Below are 16,141 nucleotides of genomic sequence, written 5' to 3'. Positions count from 1 at the left end.
GGGATGTTCGATCGACGTTCCCTGAAGCGGATTCAATGTGAAACCTGCTGTACAGGGCCATAATTGACGCTGGTGGCGACTGGGTGGCGGCACGCCGCGGCTCGTGTCTTTCCGAAAGTCATCGAAATATGGGCACTAGGACCCTATTCCACGAATTGCGCGTCCAAAAATGGCGGTGCGGGCGAATCTGATTTCGGAATGTTCTTGTGTGGGAATTCAACTGAGCAACCGTTGCGACTCAGGAAGAGAGCCGCTCCGCTCGGGCGCGCAGGTAGCGCTGTTCGGGAAGGCTGGTGGTGCGACGGGCGGCCAACAGGTAGTCCGCCCGTGCGGCGGCGGTATCGCCCGCCAGTTCCAGCAGGTGGGCGCGAGTGGCCGCGAGGCGGTGATGGCGGGCCATGCGGTCGTCGGCGGCGAGGTCGGCGAGCATGGCCAAACCCGCCTCGGGTCCGCGCGACATGGCCACGGCGATGGCGTGATTGAGGGTCGCCATGGGGTTCGGCGCGATGCGGCACAGCACCCGATAGAGGAATTCGATTTGCGGCCAATCGGTTTCGGGCTGGACATGCAGGGAGGCGATGGCCGCCTGGAGTTGGTAGGGACCAAGCGGCGCGTGACGCATGGTCTCGGTGATCAGTTGGGCGCCCTCCGCGATCAGCGAACTATCCCACCGTGTTCGGTCCTGTTCGGCCAACGGAATGAGGCCGCCGTCGGCATCGGTGCGCGCGGCGCGGCGAGCGTCGGTCAACAGCATCAGCGCCAGCAGTCCGGCGACCTCGCCGTCCTCGGGCAGCACGCGGTGGATGACCCTGGTGAGCCGGATGGCCTCGGCGGCGAGGTCCCGGCGTTGCAGTTCGGGGCCGGAACTGGCCGTGTAGCCCTCGTTGAAGGTCAGATACAGCACCTGGAGGACGGCGTCGAGGCGCTCGGCGAACTCGGGTCCCTCGGGCATAGTCAGTGTCGAACCGGTGGCCCGGATACGCGCCTTGGCGCGACTGATGCGCGCGCCCATGGTCGATTCGGGCACCAGGAACGCCCCCGCGATCTCGCCGGTGGTCAAACCCGCGACCGCGCGCAGCGTCAAGGCCACCTGGGAAACGGGTGTCAGCGCCGGATGACAGCACATGAACAGCAGCGACAGGGTGTCGTCCTGGTCGCCGACCTCGTCCTCCGGACCGGGTGCGACCAGCGCGTCGGGCAGTTCCCTGCTCGCACTGGAGCTCTCGCGGTCACGGCGGGCGCGCTCGCCGCGGATGTGATCCACCACCCGCCGCGAGGCCACGGTGACCAGCCAGCCGTACGGATTGTCGGGCGGTTCGGCGGGCCACTGGATACTGGCCGCGAGCATGGCCTCCTGGAGGGCGTCCTCGCACGCGTCGAAATCGCCGAACCGGCGCACGAGCGCGCCGAGCACCCTGGGGGCCGAATCCCGCAGCAGCGGTCCCGGATACTCGGCGCCCACGTCACATCTCCAATCCGGCGGCGGCCATCACCGGCCGCACCTCCACCGCGTCGCATCCGGCCGCAGGCAGCAGCGCCGCCAATCGCGCGGCCCGGTCGCGATCCTCGCAATCGAGCAGATAATAGGCGGCCAGGTCCACCGGAGAGTCCAGATAGGACCCCTCTGCGACCAGGCCCGCCGCCCGGACCAGCACGCCTGTCGACGGGTCGGCCAGTTGGTGACCGTCGATGAGTTCACCCGAATCCCGCACCGCCGCGAGGAACTCCGCCGCATCCGGCGCACCGTCGGCGTACACGGTCAGCAGGAACCTCATGCGCTGAAGACCACCTCGCGCACCTCGATGCCCAGCCCTGGAACCTTGGCGTCCGGAATCATGGCGGCCAGTTCCAGCGCCCGCGCCCGGTCGGCGCATTCGACCATGTAGTAGCCGCCGAGGAATTCCTTCGCCTCGAGGTAGGGTCCGTCGCTGACGGCGGGCACCCCATCGCGCACCCGGACGACGGCGCTGCCTTCGGGTCCGGCCAGCGCGGCGGTGCCGACGAGCTCCCCGGAGGCGCGCACGGCCTCCATGAACGGGCCGTGTCCGGCCATCACCTCTTCGCGCTCCGCATCGGTCAGTGCGTCCCAGACCTGCGGGTTGCTGTGCATGATCAACATAAACTTCATGACATCTCCTCGGATGGCGTCCCGATGACGCCTCATTGACTGGTCGTTGTCGTCCGGCGGATTTTGACATCCTCGGGTGCGCCGGTCGGCGGCACATGCCGCAGCAGGCGGGTGATCGTCACCGCGACGAGCGCGAGCAGTGCCGCGCTCAGCGCGCCGACAAGGTGCAATCCATCCACGAATGCGGCCTTGGCCGGGGCGAGCAGAGCCCCGGCGAGATCCGGCGGAAGCTCACGCGCGGCGACCACCGCGTCGGTCAAGCCTTCTCGCGCTGCCGCGGCGGCGTGCGCGGGTATCCCGCTGGGCGGCGTGAAGCGCGCGCCGTAGACGGCCGCGCCGATACTGCCGAGCGCGGCCAGTCCGAAGGCGAAGCCGAACTGTCCGCTGGTCTCGTTGAGCGCGGACGCCGCACCTGCTCGCTCGGGCGGTGCGGAGGTCAGGACCAGGTGGATGCTCAGGGTCGCCATCGGACCCGCGCCCAGGAAGTTGAGGGCGAATCCGGTCGCCAATACGAGCGGTCCCGAGACGGAGTCGGTTCGGGTGAGCAGCAACAATCCGCAGATCGAGATGATCAATCCGCCGCCGATGACATACGCGGGTCGGAAGCGGCGGGCCAGTATCGGCGCGACGACGAACGAGAGTGCGTTGAGCCCGATGGCGGGCATCATCCACAGCCCGGCCGCTACCGGCGAAAGACCATCGACCAATTCCAGGTGCTGGGTGATGAACAGCATGATCGCGCCATTGAGCAGCGCGCAGGTCGATGTCGCGCCGAGCGCGGTCGCGAAGGAGCGGTTGGCGAACAGTCGCAGATCCAGCAATGGACGCGGCAGCGCGCGCTGCCTGCGCACGAAGACCACGCCCAGCGCGACACCGAGCACCACAGCGGCCGAAGGCACTGCGTGCCAACCATTCTTGGCCAGTTCCTTGAGCCCGTAGCTCACCGGGATCACGGCCGCCAGCGAGAGGACGACACTGGACAGGTCCAGCCGCCCGGCCGCCGGGTCGCGGTATTCCGGCAGCAGGAACGGACCGAGCACGACCAGCAGCAGCATCGCGGGCGCGCCGAGCACAAAGACCGAACCCCACCAGAAATGCGCGAGCATTGTGCCGCCGACCAGCGGCCCGATGACCGCACCCGCCGAGAAACACAGGCCCCACAGCCCGATCGCCGTACCCAACTGCTTCGGATCTCGGAAAAGGGTGCGGATGAGCGAGAAGGTCGAGGGCGCGAGGGTCGCCCCGGCCACACCGAGCGCGGCGCGGGCCGCGATCAGCATGGGCGGACTTGTCGAATACGCCGCGACGACAGAGATGACGCTGAAGGCCGCGGCCCCGATCAGCAGCAGCCTGCGCCGCCCGATCCGGTCGCCGAGGGTGCCCATGGTGATGAGGAATCCGGCCAGCAGGAATCCGTAGACATCGGTGATCCACAGCAGTTCGACGCTGCTCGCCCCGAGGTCGGCGCTCAGTTGGGGTAGCGCGAGCAGCAGGACGTAGACATCAATGGAGACGAGCAATGTCGGCAGGGCGAGCACCGCGAGCGCGACCCACTCGCGCCGCCCGGCCCGTGCCGGGGTGGTGTCTGACATGGGGAGCCTTCCGGTGAATTGGACAGTCACCGGAGGGTCGTGGCCACCGCCCGATTCTTGACACCGCGCCTGCGGGATCAGACTTGGGTCCTCAGAGGGGACAACATGGCTCGCATCACAGGCCAAGGATCTATACGGTCCCGTATAAGCAGGGCTACGCTCCGACTTGTACGTCACCGTATAGGACTTTGGAGGGCCGCGATGAAGCAGCCGCACGGCAATCGAACAATCAAATGGACCGGCGGAATCATCGCCGGGATCAGTGCGGGCCACCTCGCTGTCGGACTGTCGCTCAGCTCCGGCTACTTCGGCGACTGGCTGTCATTGCGACTGTGGAACCACTGGTGGGAGGACACGGTGCCCGCCATGTCCTTCTGGGCGAATCCGGGCGGTTTCGGCCTGCCGCTGGCGCTCATCGGCGTGCTCGTGGTCTGGATGAACCGAAACAACATCGTCCCACCCGCCTTCCTGGCCTGGACCGTCCTCATCTGGAGTCTCGCAATAGCTTTCATGGCCGAGCCGACTCCCGCCCCCGTCGTGGTGGTCGCCGCCGCCGTACTTCTACGCAGCATTCGATCCGCCACGAAAGCCGTTGAACCACAACAAATGCAGCCTGCAGGCAGTGTCGCGTCGCAGTAGGCCGCGTTGTTGCCGCCATTGCGGGCAGAAGTTGGTCGGGGTGCGCCCACTCGTGAACCATCTCGGCGTCGTCGCGCGAAGCCGCAGATATCCGACAAAACGCCCAGTAGGATTGGCGGCGGATCACCCTCAACCCGTGTGTAGGAGTCCGAGGAGGAGATCATGGCCACGCTGCACATTCCCGATCCGGTCGCCGAGGTCCTCCGGCGCCTGCGCGAGATCGGCGCGGCGCTCGATCCCCGCGACGGTATCGCCTGGTGCAACGCGATGCGGATGCGCGGCAACGAACTCATCGCCGCGCGGATCGCCGCCGGATGTTTCGCCGATCCGCAACAGGTCGACAATCTCGAAACACTCTGCGCCCAGGCGTATTTCGCGGCATTGGCCGCCGATGATCACGGCGTGTGGCCGAATCCGGCCTGGCATCCGGTCTTCGACGCGCGCGCCAACCGCACCGTCTGGCCGCTGCAATTCGCGCTGGCGGGTATGAACGCGCACCTCAATCACGACCTGCCGCTCGCGGTGACCAAGACGGGGGCGGATCGGCACGTCGTCCGGAAAGTCATCGACTCGCTCGCCGAGATCGAGGCCGAACTCAGGGCCGAAGCGCAACCGCGACTGCGGAAACTGGCCACCAGGGACGCCGAGGCGCTCGAACACATCCTGGCCGGCTTCAGCGTCGCCAAGTCGCGCGACACCGTTTCGGCCACCGTCGAAATCCTGTGGGCGCAGCGCGACAACGGCGAGGTGCGCGCCATGACCGAGCGCGCGCTCGAACAAACCGTCGCCACCACGGGCCGAATACTCCTCACCCCGGTGGTGCCGCCACCGAACTGACTACGGCGCCGCCGCGAACTCCCGCGCGAGCACCTGTCGCGGCTCCGGAAAATGACACGCCGCCCGATGACCGTCGGTGGCCGCGCCCAACTGCACCAGCGGCGGCTCCTGTTCGGCGCAGATCGCCTGCGCCTTCCAGCAGCGCGTGCGAAACCGGCATCCGGAAGGCGGATCGATGGGCGAGGGAACATCGCCGGTGAGGCGGATCCGTTCCCGATGTCGGGCGCTGTCGGGATCGGCCTCGGGCACCGAGGACAGCAGCGCTTGGGTGTAGGGGTGGTGCGGTCGGCCGTAGAGGTCGGCGCGATCGGCGACCTCCACGATCTTGCCCAAATACATGACCGCGACCCGCTCGCTGAAATGTCGCACCACCGCCAGGTCGTGGGCGATGAAGACGAAGGCGATGCCGAGCTCGCGCTGCAAACGCTGCAACAGGTTGACCACCTGCGCCTGAATGGAGACATCCAGCGCGGACACCGGTTCGTCGGCGATGATCAGCCGGGGTTGCAGCGCCAGCGCGCGAGCCACGCCGATGCGCTGCCGCTGCCCGCCGGAGAATTCGTGCGGAAACCGGTTGAAGTGTTCGGGATTCAACCCGACCGTCTCGAGTAGTTCGCGCACCCGATTGTGGCGACCGCCGGGCGGTTTGATGCCATTGATCTCCATCGGCGCGGAGATGATCGCGCCAACGGTCTGGCGCGGGTTCAGCGAGGAGTACGGGTCCTGGAAGATCATCTGGATCTGCGAGCGGATGGGCGTGAGCTCGCGACGGGTGCGGTGGGTGATATCGCGCCCGTCGTAGACGATGCTGCCCGCGGTGGGTTCGAGTAGCCGAGCCAGCATGCGCCCGGTGGTGGATTTGCCGCAGCCGGACTCGCCCACCAGGCCGAATGCCTGACCCGCCCCGATACTCAGGTCGATTCCGTCCACCGCGCGCACCGCGGCCGTGTGGCGTTTGAAGACGAACCCGGTGCGGATGGGGAAATGCATCTGCAGGCCGGTCGCCGTGAGCAGCGGTGTCTGTGCGGTCATGACGCCTTCCCGGTGCTGAGCTTGGGCCGGATCTCGTCGCCGAAGATGCGGTCGGCTGCGGTGTCGGCCAGGTGGCAGGCCGCGCTCCGCTCCGAAACGAGTTGCGGCCGTTCGGTTTCGCAGCGCGCGCCGTCGACGCGCGTCACATAGTCGCAGCGGGGATGGAAGGGGCATCCCGGCGGTACGTCGATCAGGCTCGGCGGTGTGCCGCGCACGGGAGTCAGCGGGTGCTCGACATCGCCGCCGAGGTGCGGGATGGACGACAGCAGGCCCCAACTGTAGGGGTGACGCGGTTGTCTCAGCACTTCGTGCGCCCCGCCCCGCTCTATGCCCCGCCCCGCGTACATGACCAGAACCTCATCGGCCATCTGCGCGACCACACCCATATCGTGGGTGATCAGGATGATCGCCGTGTTGAACTCTTGTTGCAGGTCGCGCAGCAGGTCCAGGATCTGCGCCTGCACCGTCACATCCAGTGCCGTGGTGGGTTCGTCGGCGATGAGCAGATCCGGATCGCAGCACAGGGCGATGGCGATCATGGCCCGCTGCCGCATACCGCCGGAGAATTGGTGCGGATAGTCGTCGGCTCGGCGTTGCGGCTGCGGGATGCCGACCTTGCCCAGCATCTCGATTGCCCTGGCGCGGGCGCGTTTTCGACTCGCGCCGGTATGTCTGCGGTAGGTCTCGACGATCTGATCGCCGATGGTGTAGTACGGCGAGAGCGCGGTGAGCGGATCCTGGAAGATCATCGAGATCCGCTTGCCCCGATACTGGTGCATGGTCCGCTCCGACGCCTGCGCCAAATCCGTTCCCTCGAAAAGGATCCGGCCGCCGACGGTGGTCGTGGTGCGGTCGTGCAGGCCGAGGATCGCCATGGTGGCCACACTCTTGCCCGACCCGGATTCGCCTACGATCCCGAGCGTGGTGCGCCGCCGCAGATCGAATGACAGACCGTCCACGGCCTTGACCACACCGTCCTCGGTGCGGAAGTGCACCAGCAGATCCCGCAGCGAAAGGATGGTCATCGCAGTCTCACTCTCGGATCGATGAACGCGTAGATCAGGTCGACCACGATATTGGCCACCACGATCGCGGTCGCCGCCAGCAGCACCACCGCCATCATCACCGGAAGATCGGAATCCTGAATGGAATTCGCGGCCAACTGGCCGATGCCGGGCAGATTGAAGACGGTCTCGGTGATGATGGCCCCGCCGAGCAGTACGGCGATATCGAGGCCGAGCAGGGTGGCGATCGGACTCATGGTGCCCCGAAAGGCGTGTTTGAGATACACATTCGCCGGACCCATCCCCTTGGCGCGCACGGTGCGGATGTAGTCCTCGTTGAGCACCTCCACCATCGACGATCTGGTCAATCGCGCGTAGTAGGCGGCGCTGATGATGGCCAGGCAGACCCACGGCAGCACCAGGCCCGTCGCCCAGCGCACCGGATCGGTGAGCAACGGAGTGTAGCTGGGCACGTTCATGATTCGCGTCGAGTAGACGAACAGGAACAGCAGGAACGGGCCGAGGACGAAGATCTGCTGCGCGCCGCCGAGCACCGCGAAGCCCTTGGCGATCTTGTCGGCGAGCTTGCCCCGGCGCAGCGCGGCCAGCAAGCCCAGACCGACGCCGACGATCAGGAAGATCACCGCCGCGCCGATGGTAAGCGAGAAAGTGACGGGTATCCGGTCGATGATGGTGTCGAGCACCGGGCGGTGGTTGTGGAAGGAATAGCCGAGACACGGCGCGGCACAGTCGGTGTCGCCGATGGTGCGGCCTGCGAAGATTCCGGTGAGATAGTCGAGGAACTGCTGCCAGACAGGTTGGTCGACGCCCATCTGATGGGCCACCGCGGCGACAAGTTCGGGCGTGCAGGTCTTCCCGCAGGCCAACCTCGCGACATTGCTACCGGGGGCGATATAGAAAAGAGCGAAGGTGCCCGCGCAGATCACCAGCAGGATCACGATCCCGCCGAGTAGGCGGCGGACAAGGAAAGCCAGCATTCGGGAGTCTCCGAATCGGTCGCGTCCGGGCCGGGCGGGCGGCCCGGCCCGGATCTGCTACTTCGTGAGATAGGCGTTGTACAGGTCGAGGCTGGAGGCGAGGATATCCATCCGCGCGCCGCCGACTTTGGAGCCGAACATGATCTGCTTGCGGGAGTAGACCAGCGGCACCGCGGGCGCGTAATCCTTCTGGATCATCTGGTCCAGCGGCATGTACAGCTTGCCCTGTTCAACGATGTCCTGCACCGCTTGCACCCGGTTGATCTCCTCGTCCACCTTGCCGACCTTGAGTTGGGCGAAGTTGTTGCCGCCGTCCATGACGGCGCCGCCGTAATACAGTGCGCTGTAGACGGTCCGATTGGTCGGCCAGTCCGCGCTCCACTGATTCCAGATCAGGTCGTACGGGTTGTCCAGATTCTTGATGGCATCGTAGAAACCCTTGTCCTGCACCGGATTCAGATTCACCTTGAAACCGGCAGCCTCCAGCGCCCGCTTAATCGGCGCACCCCACCGATCGGCCGTGGGGGTGGAATCCCAGGCGATATTGACGGTGTAGCCGAGTTTGCCCGCCAGGGTCAGGATCTGCTTTGCCTTGTCCGGGTCGCCATTCTCGCCGACTCCGAACGGATTCGGCTCCTTCTCATACCCCACCGAGGTGCGCGGACTGAGGGTGGTGGCGATGGTGCCGAAGAACGGTCCGCCCTGCGTGGTGACGACATCCTTCGTCGGGAAGGCGGTCGCGATGGCGCGACGCACATTCACATCGGTGACCCTGGCGGTGTTGATGGCGAATGCCTGGAGCCCGCCGGTCTCCTCGTCGACGACGCGCTTCTTCAGATTCGGGTCCTGCATGATCGCCTGAACCTGGTCGGCGTCGACACCGCTGTAGTAGGCGGCGGCATTCGGATCAGTGTCGGCCTTGAGCTGATCGGTCTCCTGCTTGGCCTTGACGCCGAACTGGAAGTGGATCTGATCCGGATACTGGTGGCGCACCGAATCCGAATTCGGGTCCCACTGCGGGTTTTTCACCAGGGTCAGCGTCTTGTCCACCTCGTGCGAGCCGATCTTGTACGGCCCGGTGGCCATATCGCCCAAACCTTCGGCGTCGAGCACGTCCGGTTTGGCGTCGCGGTCCCGGCGAATCGGCACGGTCTGCGTCATGGACACGGCGAACGGCAGATCCGACTGCGGCGCGGCCAGATGGAAGATGATCGTCTTGGCGTCGGGAGTCTCGATCTTGTCGGACCCCAGTTCCTGACCCGAGAACGGGCCGGGATAGAAGGAGTGGAAATCGTCCTTGCCGGACAACCAGATCTGCACCCACTGCGGTCCGGTGGCGAATTTGGTGTCGAAGGAACGCTCGACACCGTATTTGATGTCCTCGGATTTGATCGGCGTCCCATCGGCGTATTTGACGCCGTCCTTGAGGGTGTACTTCCAGGTCTTGCCGCCGTCGGAGGGTTCACCGGTATTGGTGGCCAGATCACCTACCAGCACCATGGTGCCGTCGTCGTTCTGCTTGAGCAGGGTGAGGCGACGGTTCATGACGCGGAACGCCTCGTCGTCGGGCGCGGTGTAGATCTTGGCCGGATCGTAGTGCGGGAAGTCGGCGCGCCAGGTCAGATTCAGTGTGCCGCCCGATTGCGCGCCCGGCACCGGCGCGGCCGGACCGCGGGACTGCTTGCCCTCCGCGTCCAGGGTCAGCTTGTCCTGGGTGGCCTTGGGCTGATCACCGCCGCCCGCATTGGTGCCGCCCGCCGAACAGCCCGCCATGGCCAACGCGGCGACCGCCGCCAATGCGGCGGCGCGCGCGAATTTCCTTGTCCTCATACCACTTCCTGCCTCCTCCTACCGGATCACCGGCGACCAGATGGTTAGCGGCTTCCCTTCGGGTCGAGCGCGTCGCGCACCGAATCCCCGAGCAAGTTGAAGGCCAGGACGAACAGGATCATCGCGATACCGGGAAACACCAGATACGTGATGTCCGTGGAGATCAGGCCCGACCCGTTCTGCACCATGACGCCCCAGTCCGGCGTCGGCTGGGCGATGCCGACACCGAGGAACGACAGCGCCGCCTCCGCCGTCACGTACGCGGGCAGATCCAGTGTCGCCAACACCAGAATGGGCGCCCAAAGATTCGGCAGCAGCTCGCGGAAGATGATGCGACCCGGACCCGCCCCAGTCACCAGCGCCGCCTCGACGAACTCCCGCTCCCGCAGCGAGAACACCTGCCCGCGCAGCAGCCGCGCATTGCGGGTCCAGCCGAACAGGGCGAGCATGCCGATCATGCTGACCACGCGCACCCACACCGGAACCTCCTGCCCCACCGCCTGATAACTGGCCCAGGCGACCGGCATGAACGCGAGAATGAACAGCGTCGATGGCACCGAGAGCAAGGTGTCGGTGATCCGGCTGATCACATAGTCGATCCGGCCGCCCAGATATCCCGCGGTGACGCCGAGCACCACGCCGACCACCGTCGTCAGCAATGCGACGGCCACCGAGATCAGCAATGAGGTGCGGATACCGTAGACCAGCACCATGAGAACATCACGGCCGGTATGGGGTTCGATGCCGAACCAAAAATCGCCGTCCATACCGCCATTGGGTTTGATGGGGAAGCCGGTATCGGTGAGCAGACCATTGCCCGGCGTCGCGTACGGCGTGTAAGGGTCCTTGCCGTAGCCGAGCGAGATCAATGGCGCTCCGAGGCCGACCACAAAGAAGAACAGCACCACGATCCCGGCGAGCACACCGACCCGGTCCCGTTTGAAACGCAGCCACGCGAGTCGGCCGGGGGAGCGGCCGACCGGCCCTTTCCCGGCGCTCGAACCGGCATCCGGCGCGCTCTCGTTCGTGAGTAGGGCGGCCACGGAACCCCCAAGTTACCCGTAATTCAAGAAAGAATGGGCGAACGGTAAAGCCGCCGAGGTGTCGCCGTCAACCCCTAGTTCGCCTTAGAGACATCGAAAGTGGTTGCGCAGCTACGGAATCGGGCGGGGCCTAAAACCCGTCTTCGCTGGTGGCGCGGTAGAAGTCTCGGATACGGTCGGGGGACAGACCTTTCGCCGCCGTGAGGACGGTGTCGCGCAGGGAGCGGGGTGCGCCGTGCGCGTCGGTGAGGTCGGTTGCCTCGAGCGAGGTGGCGATCATGGTCGCTCCCGCCAGATCCGCCTCGCGCAGATTCGCACCGTCGCAGCGGGTTCCGGTGAGATCCGCATTGGTCAGATGCGCGCCCGCCAGATTCGCCTCGGTGAGGTTCGCGCCGCGCAAATCGGCGTCGGCCAGGAACGCGCCCCGCAGATCCGCGCGCCGCAGGTCGGCGTTGGACAGGCGTGCGCCCGGAAGGCACAGGGCGCGCAGATCAGTGCCCGGTAGGGCGACACCGGTGAGATTCATTGGGGGAATCGGGTGTTCGGCCGTCTTGCCGAGCCTGCGGTGCAGGATGTCGAGGACCGTCTCGGACTCGAGATCGTTGCCCGGCGGGGTGGGGCGGTGGCGCAGGATATCGGCGTAGATGCCGAGAACCAGAACTCGGTCATCGGGATTCGGGCCGGACAGCCACGGTTCGAGCATGCGCAGGGCATTGGCGCGCACCAAGGGGCTCGGCGCGCCGAGGCGGTCGGTCACCTGGAGGAGCCGGGTGAACATGGTGTCGGCCATGAGGTGATTTCACACTGTTCTCAGGCATGGGGCGCGAAACACGGTGCCTGTCTTGCGCTACCGGCTTCCGGTGATCCCGTTTCCTCGCACCCGCGGTCGTCGCCGGGGTGCAGATCCAGGTCGGATCGTCGATGTGATCGGTGAGTGTCAGGTGCAGGTCGGCGTCGGCGTGTAGTCGCGGCGGCGAGCAGATTGAGCAGACGCGCGAATCGTGCTCGCTGGCCGTCGATTTCGTCGGTGGTCAGCACGAGGGCCGGCTGGGGGACAGCGCGTGCCGCGCAGATGAGTGCGAGGGTGGCGTCCGGATCGCCACCGATATATGTGTCGAATATCCTGGTAGACAATAGCTTTCTGCTGAACGATTTTCCGTTCAGTTCACTGGCGCTGGACCTTGGTCAGGAAATGTGTCAGCGCGGAATGTACGGCGGTGGTGTCCTGCCGATCGAGGGGACCGCGCAGGTCACGGTCGAGTTCATTGACGATGGCGATGCTGTGGGCGAGGAGTTCGCGGCCCTGATCTGTCAGCTCCAAGGTATGTACGCGGCGGTCGGTGGAGCCCTGAACGCGATTGATGGCGCCCATGGCGACAAGGCGATCGACCAGGGCGACGACGAGGCTTGGTGCGACGCCGAGTGTGTCGGCTACCTCGCGCTGGGATCGGGCGTGGCCCGCATCGACCACGGCGAGTACACCGACTTGGCGGTGCGTCAGGCCGAGGGGTTCGATTCGGGCTCCGAACATTTGGGTGATCCGGGTGCCGATCACGCCGAGTTTGAAGCTCAGTGATCCGAGGAGATCTTCACCGTTGACACGATCCATGGCGCAGATACTATCGTCCTCAGATCATTTAGAATCTGAACGATTCTAAGAGTGAATAGTGGGGGTGCTCAATGTCGATCTGGCTCGTCTGGGTGAATGCGGTTGTCGCGCTGGTCAGTGTGGGTTTCGCGATTGCGGGAGTGCTCGCGCCCGCAGCATTGGCGCGATCCGAGGTGGTGGTTTCGACCCGGTATTTCGCCGCGATGTATGCGACGCGGGCGGTTCCGGTCGGGATCGCGGTGGTTGTGGCGGCGTTCTTGTCTGTTCCGCATGGCGTGTGGATCGCGCTGCTGGCAGTGGCGGGTGCGTGCCAGGTCGGCGATGCGGTGATTGGTTTGTGGCGGCGGATACCGGGGCAGGTGGCGGGGTCGGTGATCGTCGGTGGGGTCCATCTGGCGTCGATGGCGCATCTGTTGGTGGTGGGTTGAGGCACCGCTATCGGCTGCGGCGCGACCTCGAAGGCGAATGCGGCGGGTGCTGATCATCGCCGGTTGTAGGGCTGGGCCGGAAACCGCACCCGCCGTGCGCGGTGGCCGAGCCGAGATACGGTACTCACGACATGTCGGACAAGCGCACGGTGTGGGCGACGGCGGTCACCCGCAGCCCGGTTGCCGCCGATTGGATGGCCGTCAATTGAGCGCCGAGTGGAAGTCGTTGCAGGGGAACGGTGAAGGTGAGGTTTCGGCGCAGCAGTGCCAGGGGAATCGTGGGACCGTCCCCGGCGGTTCGAACCGAGACCGGAGTGACTTCGATACCGTTGTCGGTCGGTGCGACAGTGACGACGACCGTTCCGGCTACCGGAACTCCTTCCACCGGGAATGTTCCCGAGACGCGCAGCCCGTCCGGGCCATTGGAAATCGACTCCACCTCCGGCGGCGCGAAATGTTGGATGGTGTCGAACGGCACCAGTGCCGTCGCTGTGGCTGTTTGCGCGACAATATTCGACGTTCGGCCTTGGACCATATCGGTCAACGGTGCGGACACCCCGGTCAGGGCGACGTCCAGGTCGTGAACCGAAATCTGCTGCCCACTCCAGTCCCCGACGCGGATATCGATGTCGCGATAGGTGCCGTCGATAGCCTGCGTCAGGAACGGAACGCCCCTGATCTCGACGTGCGGTCGATCCGGCAGCGAATAGCCGGCGGCGATCTGCCTGCCGACCTCATTCTGCACCAGCACAACTCCGCCCCGATCACCCGCGATCAACCCGATCCCGAGTACCCCGATCAGCAGCACCAGTGTTCGCATCCGTTCGCCCTCCCTTCCATCCCACCATCATCCAGGCAGTTCGGAGCACGGGGTTGCCGGGGTACGGCGTGGGAGGTTGCCCCGGAAGATCATGTCGACAACTGCCGCCGACAGCGGTCCCGACTGTGATAGGGACTAGTTGAGACATCATCGACTGAATGGAGGCTCGGTTGAATTCGATAGCAGCGTCGAGCGATTCCGCCATACTCGCGCCGAACGGACAGATCGACGAGGTGCACGCGAGTGCGGGTCGCGCCGGGGCGGGGCAGCGATGACCGAGACCGTCGCCGGTGTCGATGCCGCCGCCATCCGCCGCTGGTTCGACCAACTGGCAGTGGAATACGCTGCCCCACTCGGGTTTCAGCGAATCGGCCTCGGCCAGTCGAATCTGACCTACCGCGTCACCGATGCCGAGGGCCGGGTGTGGGTACTGCGTCGCCCGCCCTTGGGTCACCTGTTGGCCTCCGCGCACGATGTGGCACGTGAGGCGCGGATTATCGCGGCTCTGGAGCACACCGAGGTGCCGGTCCCGCGCATCCTCGGCGTCACAGCGGAATTCGCCGAAGTCCCGCTGGTGCTGATGGAATTCGTCGACGGCACCGTGGTCGACACGATGCAGGTCGCGCGGGCGTTGACTCAGCCGCAGCGGCGCCGCATCGCGATGTCGTTGCCGCGCACCCTGTCCCGGATCCATGCCGTCGACCTTGCCGAGGTGGGTCTGGCCGACCTCGCCGGTCACAAGCCGTACGCGCAGCGCCAGCTCAAACGTTGGTCCGGCCAGTGGGAGATGTCGAAGACCCGTGAACTTCCCGAACTGGACGACCTGACCCGCCGCCTGGCCGCCGCCGTCCCGGAGCAGCGCGAGATCAGCCTGGTGCACGGCGATTTCCACCTCCGCAACCTCATCACCGCCCCGGACTCGGGTGCGGTGATCGCCGTCCTCGACTGGGAGTTGTCCACCCTCGGCGACCCGCTGGCCGATATGGGCAGCTTGCTCACCTACTGGCCCGAACCCGGTGAGACCACCGGCGGCGATTTCGCCCCCTCCACCTTGGCGGGATTCCCGTCCCGCGCCGAGATGGCCGGTCTGTACCTGGACGAGACCGGCCGCGACCCGGCGGCGCTGCACTATTGGCACACCCTGGGACTGTGGAAGCTCGCGATCATCGCCGAGGGCGTCATGCGCCGTGCCCTGGACGAACCCGAAAACCGGGCCGCCGCAGGCACTCCCACCCCCGAACGCATCGATGCCCTGGTGCACAAGGCCCGCGAAATCGCCGCTGCGGCGGGCATATAGCTACCAGGGGAGCACGCCCTCGGCGTCGAAATAGCCTCCGGTCGGCCCATCGGGACCCAACTGCGCCATGCGGGCGATGATTTCGGCACTCTGCTCGACGGTTCGAGTGCCGGAGTTTCGATTCAGGTCGGTGTTGGTGAATCCGGGCTCCACAGCGTTGACGCGCATGTTCGGGAATGCCTTCGCGTACTGCACGGTGATCATATTGACCGCCGCCTTCGACGCCGGATAAGCGACACCGGGATAGGCGTGACCATCCGACCCAGGGGTGGACACTCGGCTGAGCGAGGCCAGAGAGCTGCTGACATTCACCACCACCGGCGCGGCGGACCGCTCGAGCAGCGGGAGAAAAGCGTGCAGGACCCGCACCATACCGAAGACATTCGTCTCGAAGGTCTCCCGCATCAGGTCCGCGGTCAAGTCGGCAGCGCCGACGATGCCCGTGTCCTGCCACTCCGGTGCGATCCCGGCATTGTTGACCAGCACATCCACGCCGCCGTCGGCTTCGATCACCTTCGCGGCGGCCTGCACCGCCGCGTCGTCGCCCACATCCAACTGAACGAACCTCCCGCCCAGCAGTTCGGCGGCCCGCTGCCCGCGCTCGACGTCCCTGCTGCCGATGTAGACGCAGTGACCTGCGGAAATGAGTTGGCGTGCGGTTTCGAATCCGAGCCCCTTGTTGGCCCCGGTAATGAGTGTCGACCTCATGGCACCAGATTAGGGTCTGCAGTGCGGTCCAAGTCAACTGGAATAAGCTTGCCGCCACGGCGGAAACCGCTGGCCTGCCGGCTGGTTCGAGGGCGAGCATGGTGCGGTGCGGACTGCGGAACGGATCGAGTGGGATCAGCTGCCGGAAGGTGTTCGGGCAACTGTCGAGCAGCGCT

At 65.9% G+C, this 16,141-nt stretch carries 17 protein-coding genes; 4 read left to right on the top strand and 13 right to left on the bottom strand.

Annotated elements, in window-relative coordinates:
- Positions 1-238 precede the first annotated feature (238 nt).
- Genes D5S18_RS21555 through D5S18_RS21540 form a run of 4 tightly spaced genes read right to left on the bottom strand, consistent with a single transcriptional unit; the run spans position 239 to position 3,720 of the window.
- Positions 239-1,462 carry an RNA polymerase sigma factor gene (locus D5S18_RS21555; protein WP_120042827.1) on the bottom strand — a complete coding sequence of 408 codons (1,224 nt, stop codon included), beginning with the start codon at positions 1,460-1,462 and terminating at the stop codon, positions 239-241.
- A gap of 1 nt (position 1,463) precedes the next feature.
- On the bottom strand, positions 1,464-1,775 hold the full coding sequence (locus D5S18_RS21550; RefSeq protein WP_120042826.1) for a YciI family protein: 312 nt from the start codon (positions 1,773-1,775) through the stop codon (positions 1,464-1,466).
- Positions 1,772-2,128 carry a YciI family protein gene (locus D5S18_RS21545; RefSeq protein ID WP_120042825.1) on the bottom strand — a complete coding sequence of 119 codons (357 nt, stop codon included), beginning with the start codon at positions 2,126-2,128 and terminating at the stop codon, positions 1,772-1,774. Before D5S18_RS21545 ends, D5S18_RS21550 begins: the two co-directional genes overlap by 4 nt.
- 32 nt (positions 2,129-2,160) lie before the next feature.
- Positions 2,161-3,720 (bottom strand): MFS transporter, encoded by a 1,560-nt coding sequence (locus tag D5S18_RS21540; RefSeq protein ID WP_120042824.1) that lies wholly within the window; start codon positions 3,718-3,720, stop codon positions 2,161-2,163.
- A gap of 201 nt (positions 3,721-3,921) precedes the next feature.
- Between D5S18_RS21540 and D5S18_RS21535 the strand changes: the two genes are divergently transcribed.
- Complete coding sequence (locus D5S18_RS21535) at positions 3,922-4,359, top strand: DUF6463 family protein (RefSeq protein ID WP_120042823.1); 438 nt, start codon at positions 3,922-3,924, stop codon at positions 4,357-4,359.
- A gap of 162 nt (positions 4,360-4,521) precedes the next feature.
- Positions 4,522-5,196 carry a DUF5995 family protein gene (locus tag D5S18_RS21530; RefSeq protein ID WP_120042822.1) on the top strand — a complete coding sequence of 225 codons (675 nt, stop codon included), beginning with the start codon at positions 4,522-4,524 and terminating at the stop codon, positions 5,194-5,196.
- Here D5S18_RS21530 and D5S18_RS21525 read toward each other — a convergent pair whose 3' ends face one another.
- The 7 genes from D5S18_RS21525 to D5S18_RS21490 form a co-directional block, all read right to left on the bottom strand.
- Positions 5,197-6,228 carry an ABC transporter ATP-binding protein gene (locus D5S18_RS21525; RefSeq protein WP_120042821.1) on the bottom strand — a complete coding sequence of 344 codons (1,032 nt, stop codon included), beginning with the start codon at positions 6,226-6,228 and terminating at the stop codon, positions 5,197-5,199.
- Positions 6,225-7,253, bottom strand: coding sequence for an ABC transporter ATP-binding protein (locus D5S18_RS21520; protein WP_120042820.1), 1,029 nt, complete (start codon positions 7,251-7,253; stop codon positions 6,225-6,227). The genes D5S18_RS21525 and D5S18_RS21520 overlap by 4 nt, the downstream gene beginning before the upstream one ends.
- Positions 7,250-8,230 carry an ABC transporter permease gene (locus tag D5S18_RS21515; protein WP_120042819.1) on the bottom strand — a complete coding sequence of 327 codons (981 nt, stop codon included), beginning with the start codon at positions 8,228-8,230 and terminating at the stop codon, positions 7,250-7,252. Before D5S18_RS21515 ends, D5S18_RS21520 begins: the two co-directional genes overlap by 4 nt.
- A 57-nt stretch (positions 8,231-8,287) precedes the next feature.
- Complete coding sequence (locus D5S18_RS21510; RefSeq protein WP_120042818.1) at positions 8,288-10,060, bottom strand: ABC transporter substrate-binding protein; 1,773 nt, start codon at positions 10,058-10,060, stop codon at positions 8,288-8,290.
- Between the two features lie 44 nt (positions 10,061-10,104).
- Positions 10,105-11,103: an ABC transporter permease gene (locus D5S18_RS21505; protein ID WP_120042817.1), complete on the bottom strand. Its 999-nt coding sequence runs from the start codon at positions 11,101-11,103 to the stop codon at positions 10,105-10,107.
- 130 nt (positions 11,104-11,233) lie between these two features.
- Positions 11,234-11,893 carry a pentapeptide repeat-containing protein gene (locus D5S18_RS35395; RefSeq protein ID WP_239003911.1) on the bottom strand — a complete coding sequence of 220 codons (660 nt, stop codon included), beginning with the start codon at positions 11,891-11,893 and terminating at the stop codon, positions 11,234-11,236.
- A 375-nt stretch (positions 11,894-12,268) separates the two neighbouring features.
- Positions 12,269-12,634, bottom strand: coding sequence for a MarR family winged helix-turn-helix transcriptional regulator (locus D5S18_RS21490; protein WP_239003923.1), 366 nt, complete (start codon positions 12,632-12,634; stop codon positions 12,269-12,271).
- A gap of 149 nt (positions 12,635-12,783) precedes the next feature.
- Between D5S18_RS21490 and D5S18_RS21485 the strand changes: the two genes are divergently transcribed.
- Positions 12,784-13,140 (top strand): hypothetical protein, encoded by a 357-nt coding sequence (locus D5S18_RS21485; protein ID WP_120042815.1) that lies wholly within the window; start codon positions 12,784-12,786, stop codon positions 13,138-13,140.
- 124 nt (positions 13,141-13,264) lie between these two features.
- Here the strand turns inward: D5S18_RS21485 and D5S18_RS21480 are convergent, their stop codons facing one another.
- Positions 13,265-13,960: an LmeA family phospholipid-binding protein gene (locus tag D5S18_RS21480; RefSeq protein WP_120042814.1), complete on the bottom strand. Its 696-nt coding sequence runs from the start codon at positions 13,958-13,960 to the stop codon at positions 13,265-13,267.
- Between the two features lie 271 nt (positions 13,961-14,231).
- Here D5S18_RS21480 and D5S18_RS21475 point away from each other — a divergent pair, with 271 nt between their 5' ends.
- Positions 14,232-15,257 carry a phosphotransferase family protein gene (locus tag D5S18_RS21475; RefSeq protein ID WP_120042813.1) on the top strand — a complete coding sequence of 342 codons (1,026 nt, stop codon included), beginning with the start codon at positions 14,232-14,234 and terminating at the stop codon, positions 15,255-15,257.
- Here D5S18_RS21475 and D5S18_RS21470 read toward each other — a convergent pair whose 3' ends face one another.
- Entirely contained in the window at positions 15,258-15,965 is a 708-nt protein-coding gene (locus D5S18_RS21470) for an SDR family NAD(P)-dependent oxidoreductase (RefSeq protein ID WP_120042812.1), read from the bottom strand.
- Positions 15,966-16,141 lie beyond the last annotated feature (176 nt).

This window comes from Nocardia panacis (genome assembly GCF_003598715.1).
In the GTDB taxonomy this organism is placed as follows: Bacteria; Actinomycetota; Actinomycetes; order Mycobacteriales; family Mycobacteriaceae; genus Nocardia; species Nocardia panacis.
Note: the sequence above shows the minus strand (reverse complement) of the source record. Positions and strands in the feature narration are given on the sequence as shown.

Coding starts and splice junctions, on each gene's coding strand:
- D5S18_RS21550 (WP_120042826.1), bottom strand. CDS start 1,775: ATGAGGTTCCTGCTGACCGTGTACGCCGACGGTGCGCCGGATGCGGCG.
- D5S18_RS21545 (WP_120042825.1), bottom strand. CDS start 2,128: ATGAAGTTTATGTTGATCATGCACAGCAACCCGCAGGTCTGGGACGCA.
- D5S18_RS21540 (WP_120042824.1), bottom strand. CDS start 3,720: ATGTCAGACACCACCCCGGCACGGGCCGGGCGGCGCGAGTGGGTCGCG.
- D5S18_RS21535 (WP_120042823.1), top strand. CDS start 3,922: ATGAAGCAGCCGCACGGCAATCGAACAATCAAATGGACCGGCGGAATC.
- D5S18_RS21530 (WP_120042822.1), top strand. CDS start 4,522: ATGGCCACGCTGCACATTCCCGATCCGGTCGCCGAGGTCCTCCGGCGC.
- D5S18_RS21525 (WP_120042821.1), bottom strand. CDS start 6,228: ATGACCGCACAGACACCGCTGCTCACGGCGACCGGCCTGCAGATGCAT.
- D5S18_RS21520 (WP_120042820.1), bottom strand. CDS start 7,253: ATGACCATCCTTTCGCTGCGGGATCTGCTGGTGCACTTCCGCACCGAG.
- D5S18_RS21515 (WP_120042819.1), bottom strand. CDS start 8,230: ATGCTGGCTTTCCTTGTCCGCCGCCTACTCGGCGGGATCGTGATCCTG.
- D5S18_RS21510 (WP_120042818.1), bottom strand. CDS start 10,060: ATGAGGACAAGGAAATTCGCGCGCGCCGCCGCATTGGCGGCGGTCGCC.
- D5S18_RS35395 (WP_239003911.1), bottom strand. CDS start 11,893: ATGGCCGACACCATGTTCACCCGGCTCCTCCAGGTGACCGACCGCCTC.
- D5S18_RS21490 (WP_239003923.1), bottom strand. CDS start 12,634: ATGTTCGGAGCCCGAATCGAACCCCTCGGCCTGACGCACCGCCAAGTC.
- D5S18_RS21485 (WP_120042815.1), top strand. CDS start 12,784: ATGTCGATCTGGCTCGTCTGGGTGAATGCGGTTGTCGCGCTGGTCAGT.
- D5S18_RS21480 (WP_120042814.1), bottom strand. CDS start 13,960: ATGCGAACACTGGTGCTGCTGATCGGGGTACTCGGGATCGGGTTGATC.
- D5S18_RS21475 (WP_120042813.1), top strand. CDS start 14,232: ATGACCGAGACCGTCGCCGGTGTCGATGCCGCCGCCATCCGCCGCTGG.
- D5S18_RS21470 (WP_120042812.1), bottom strand. CDS start 15,965: ATGAGGTCGACACTCATTACCGGGGCCAACAAGGGGCTCGGATTCGAA.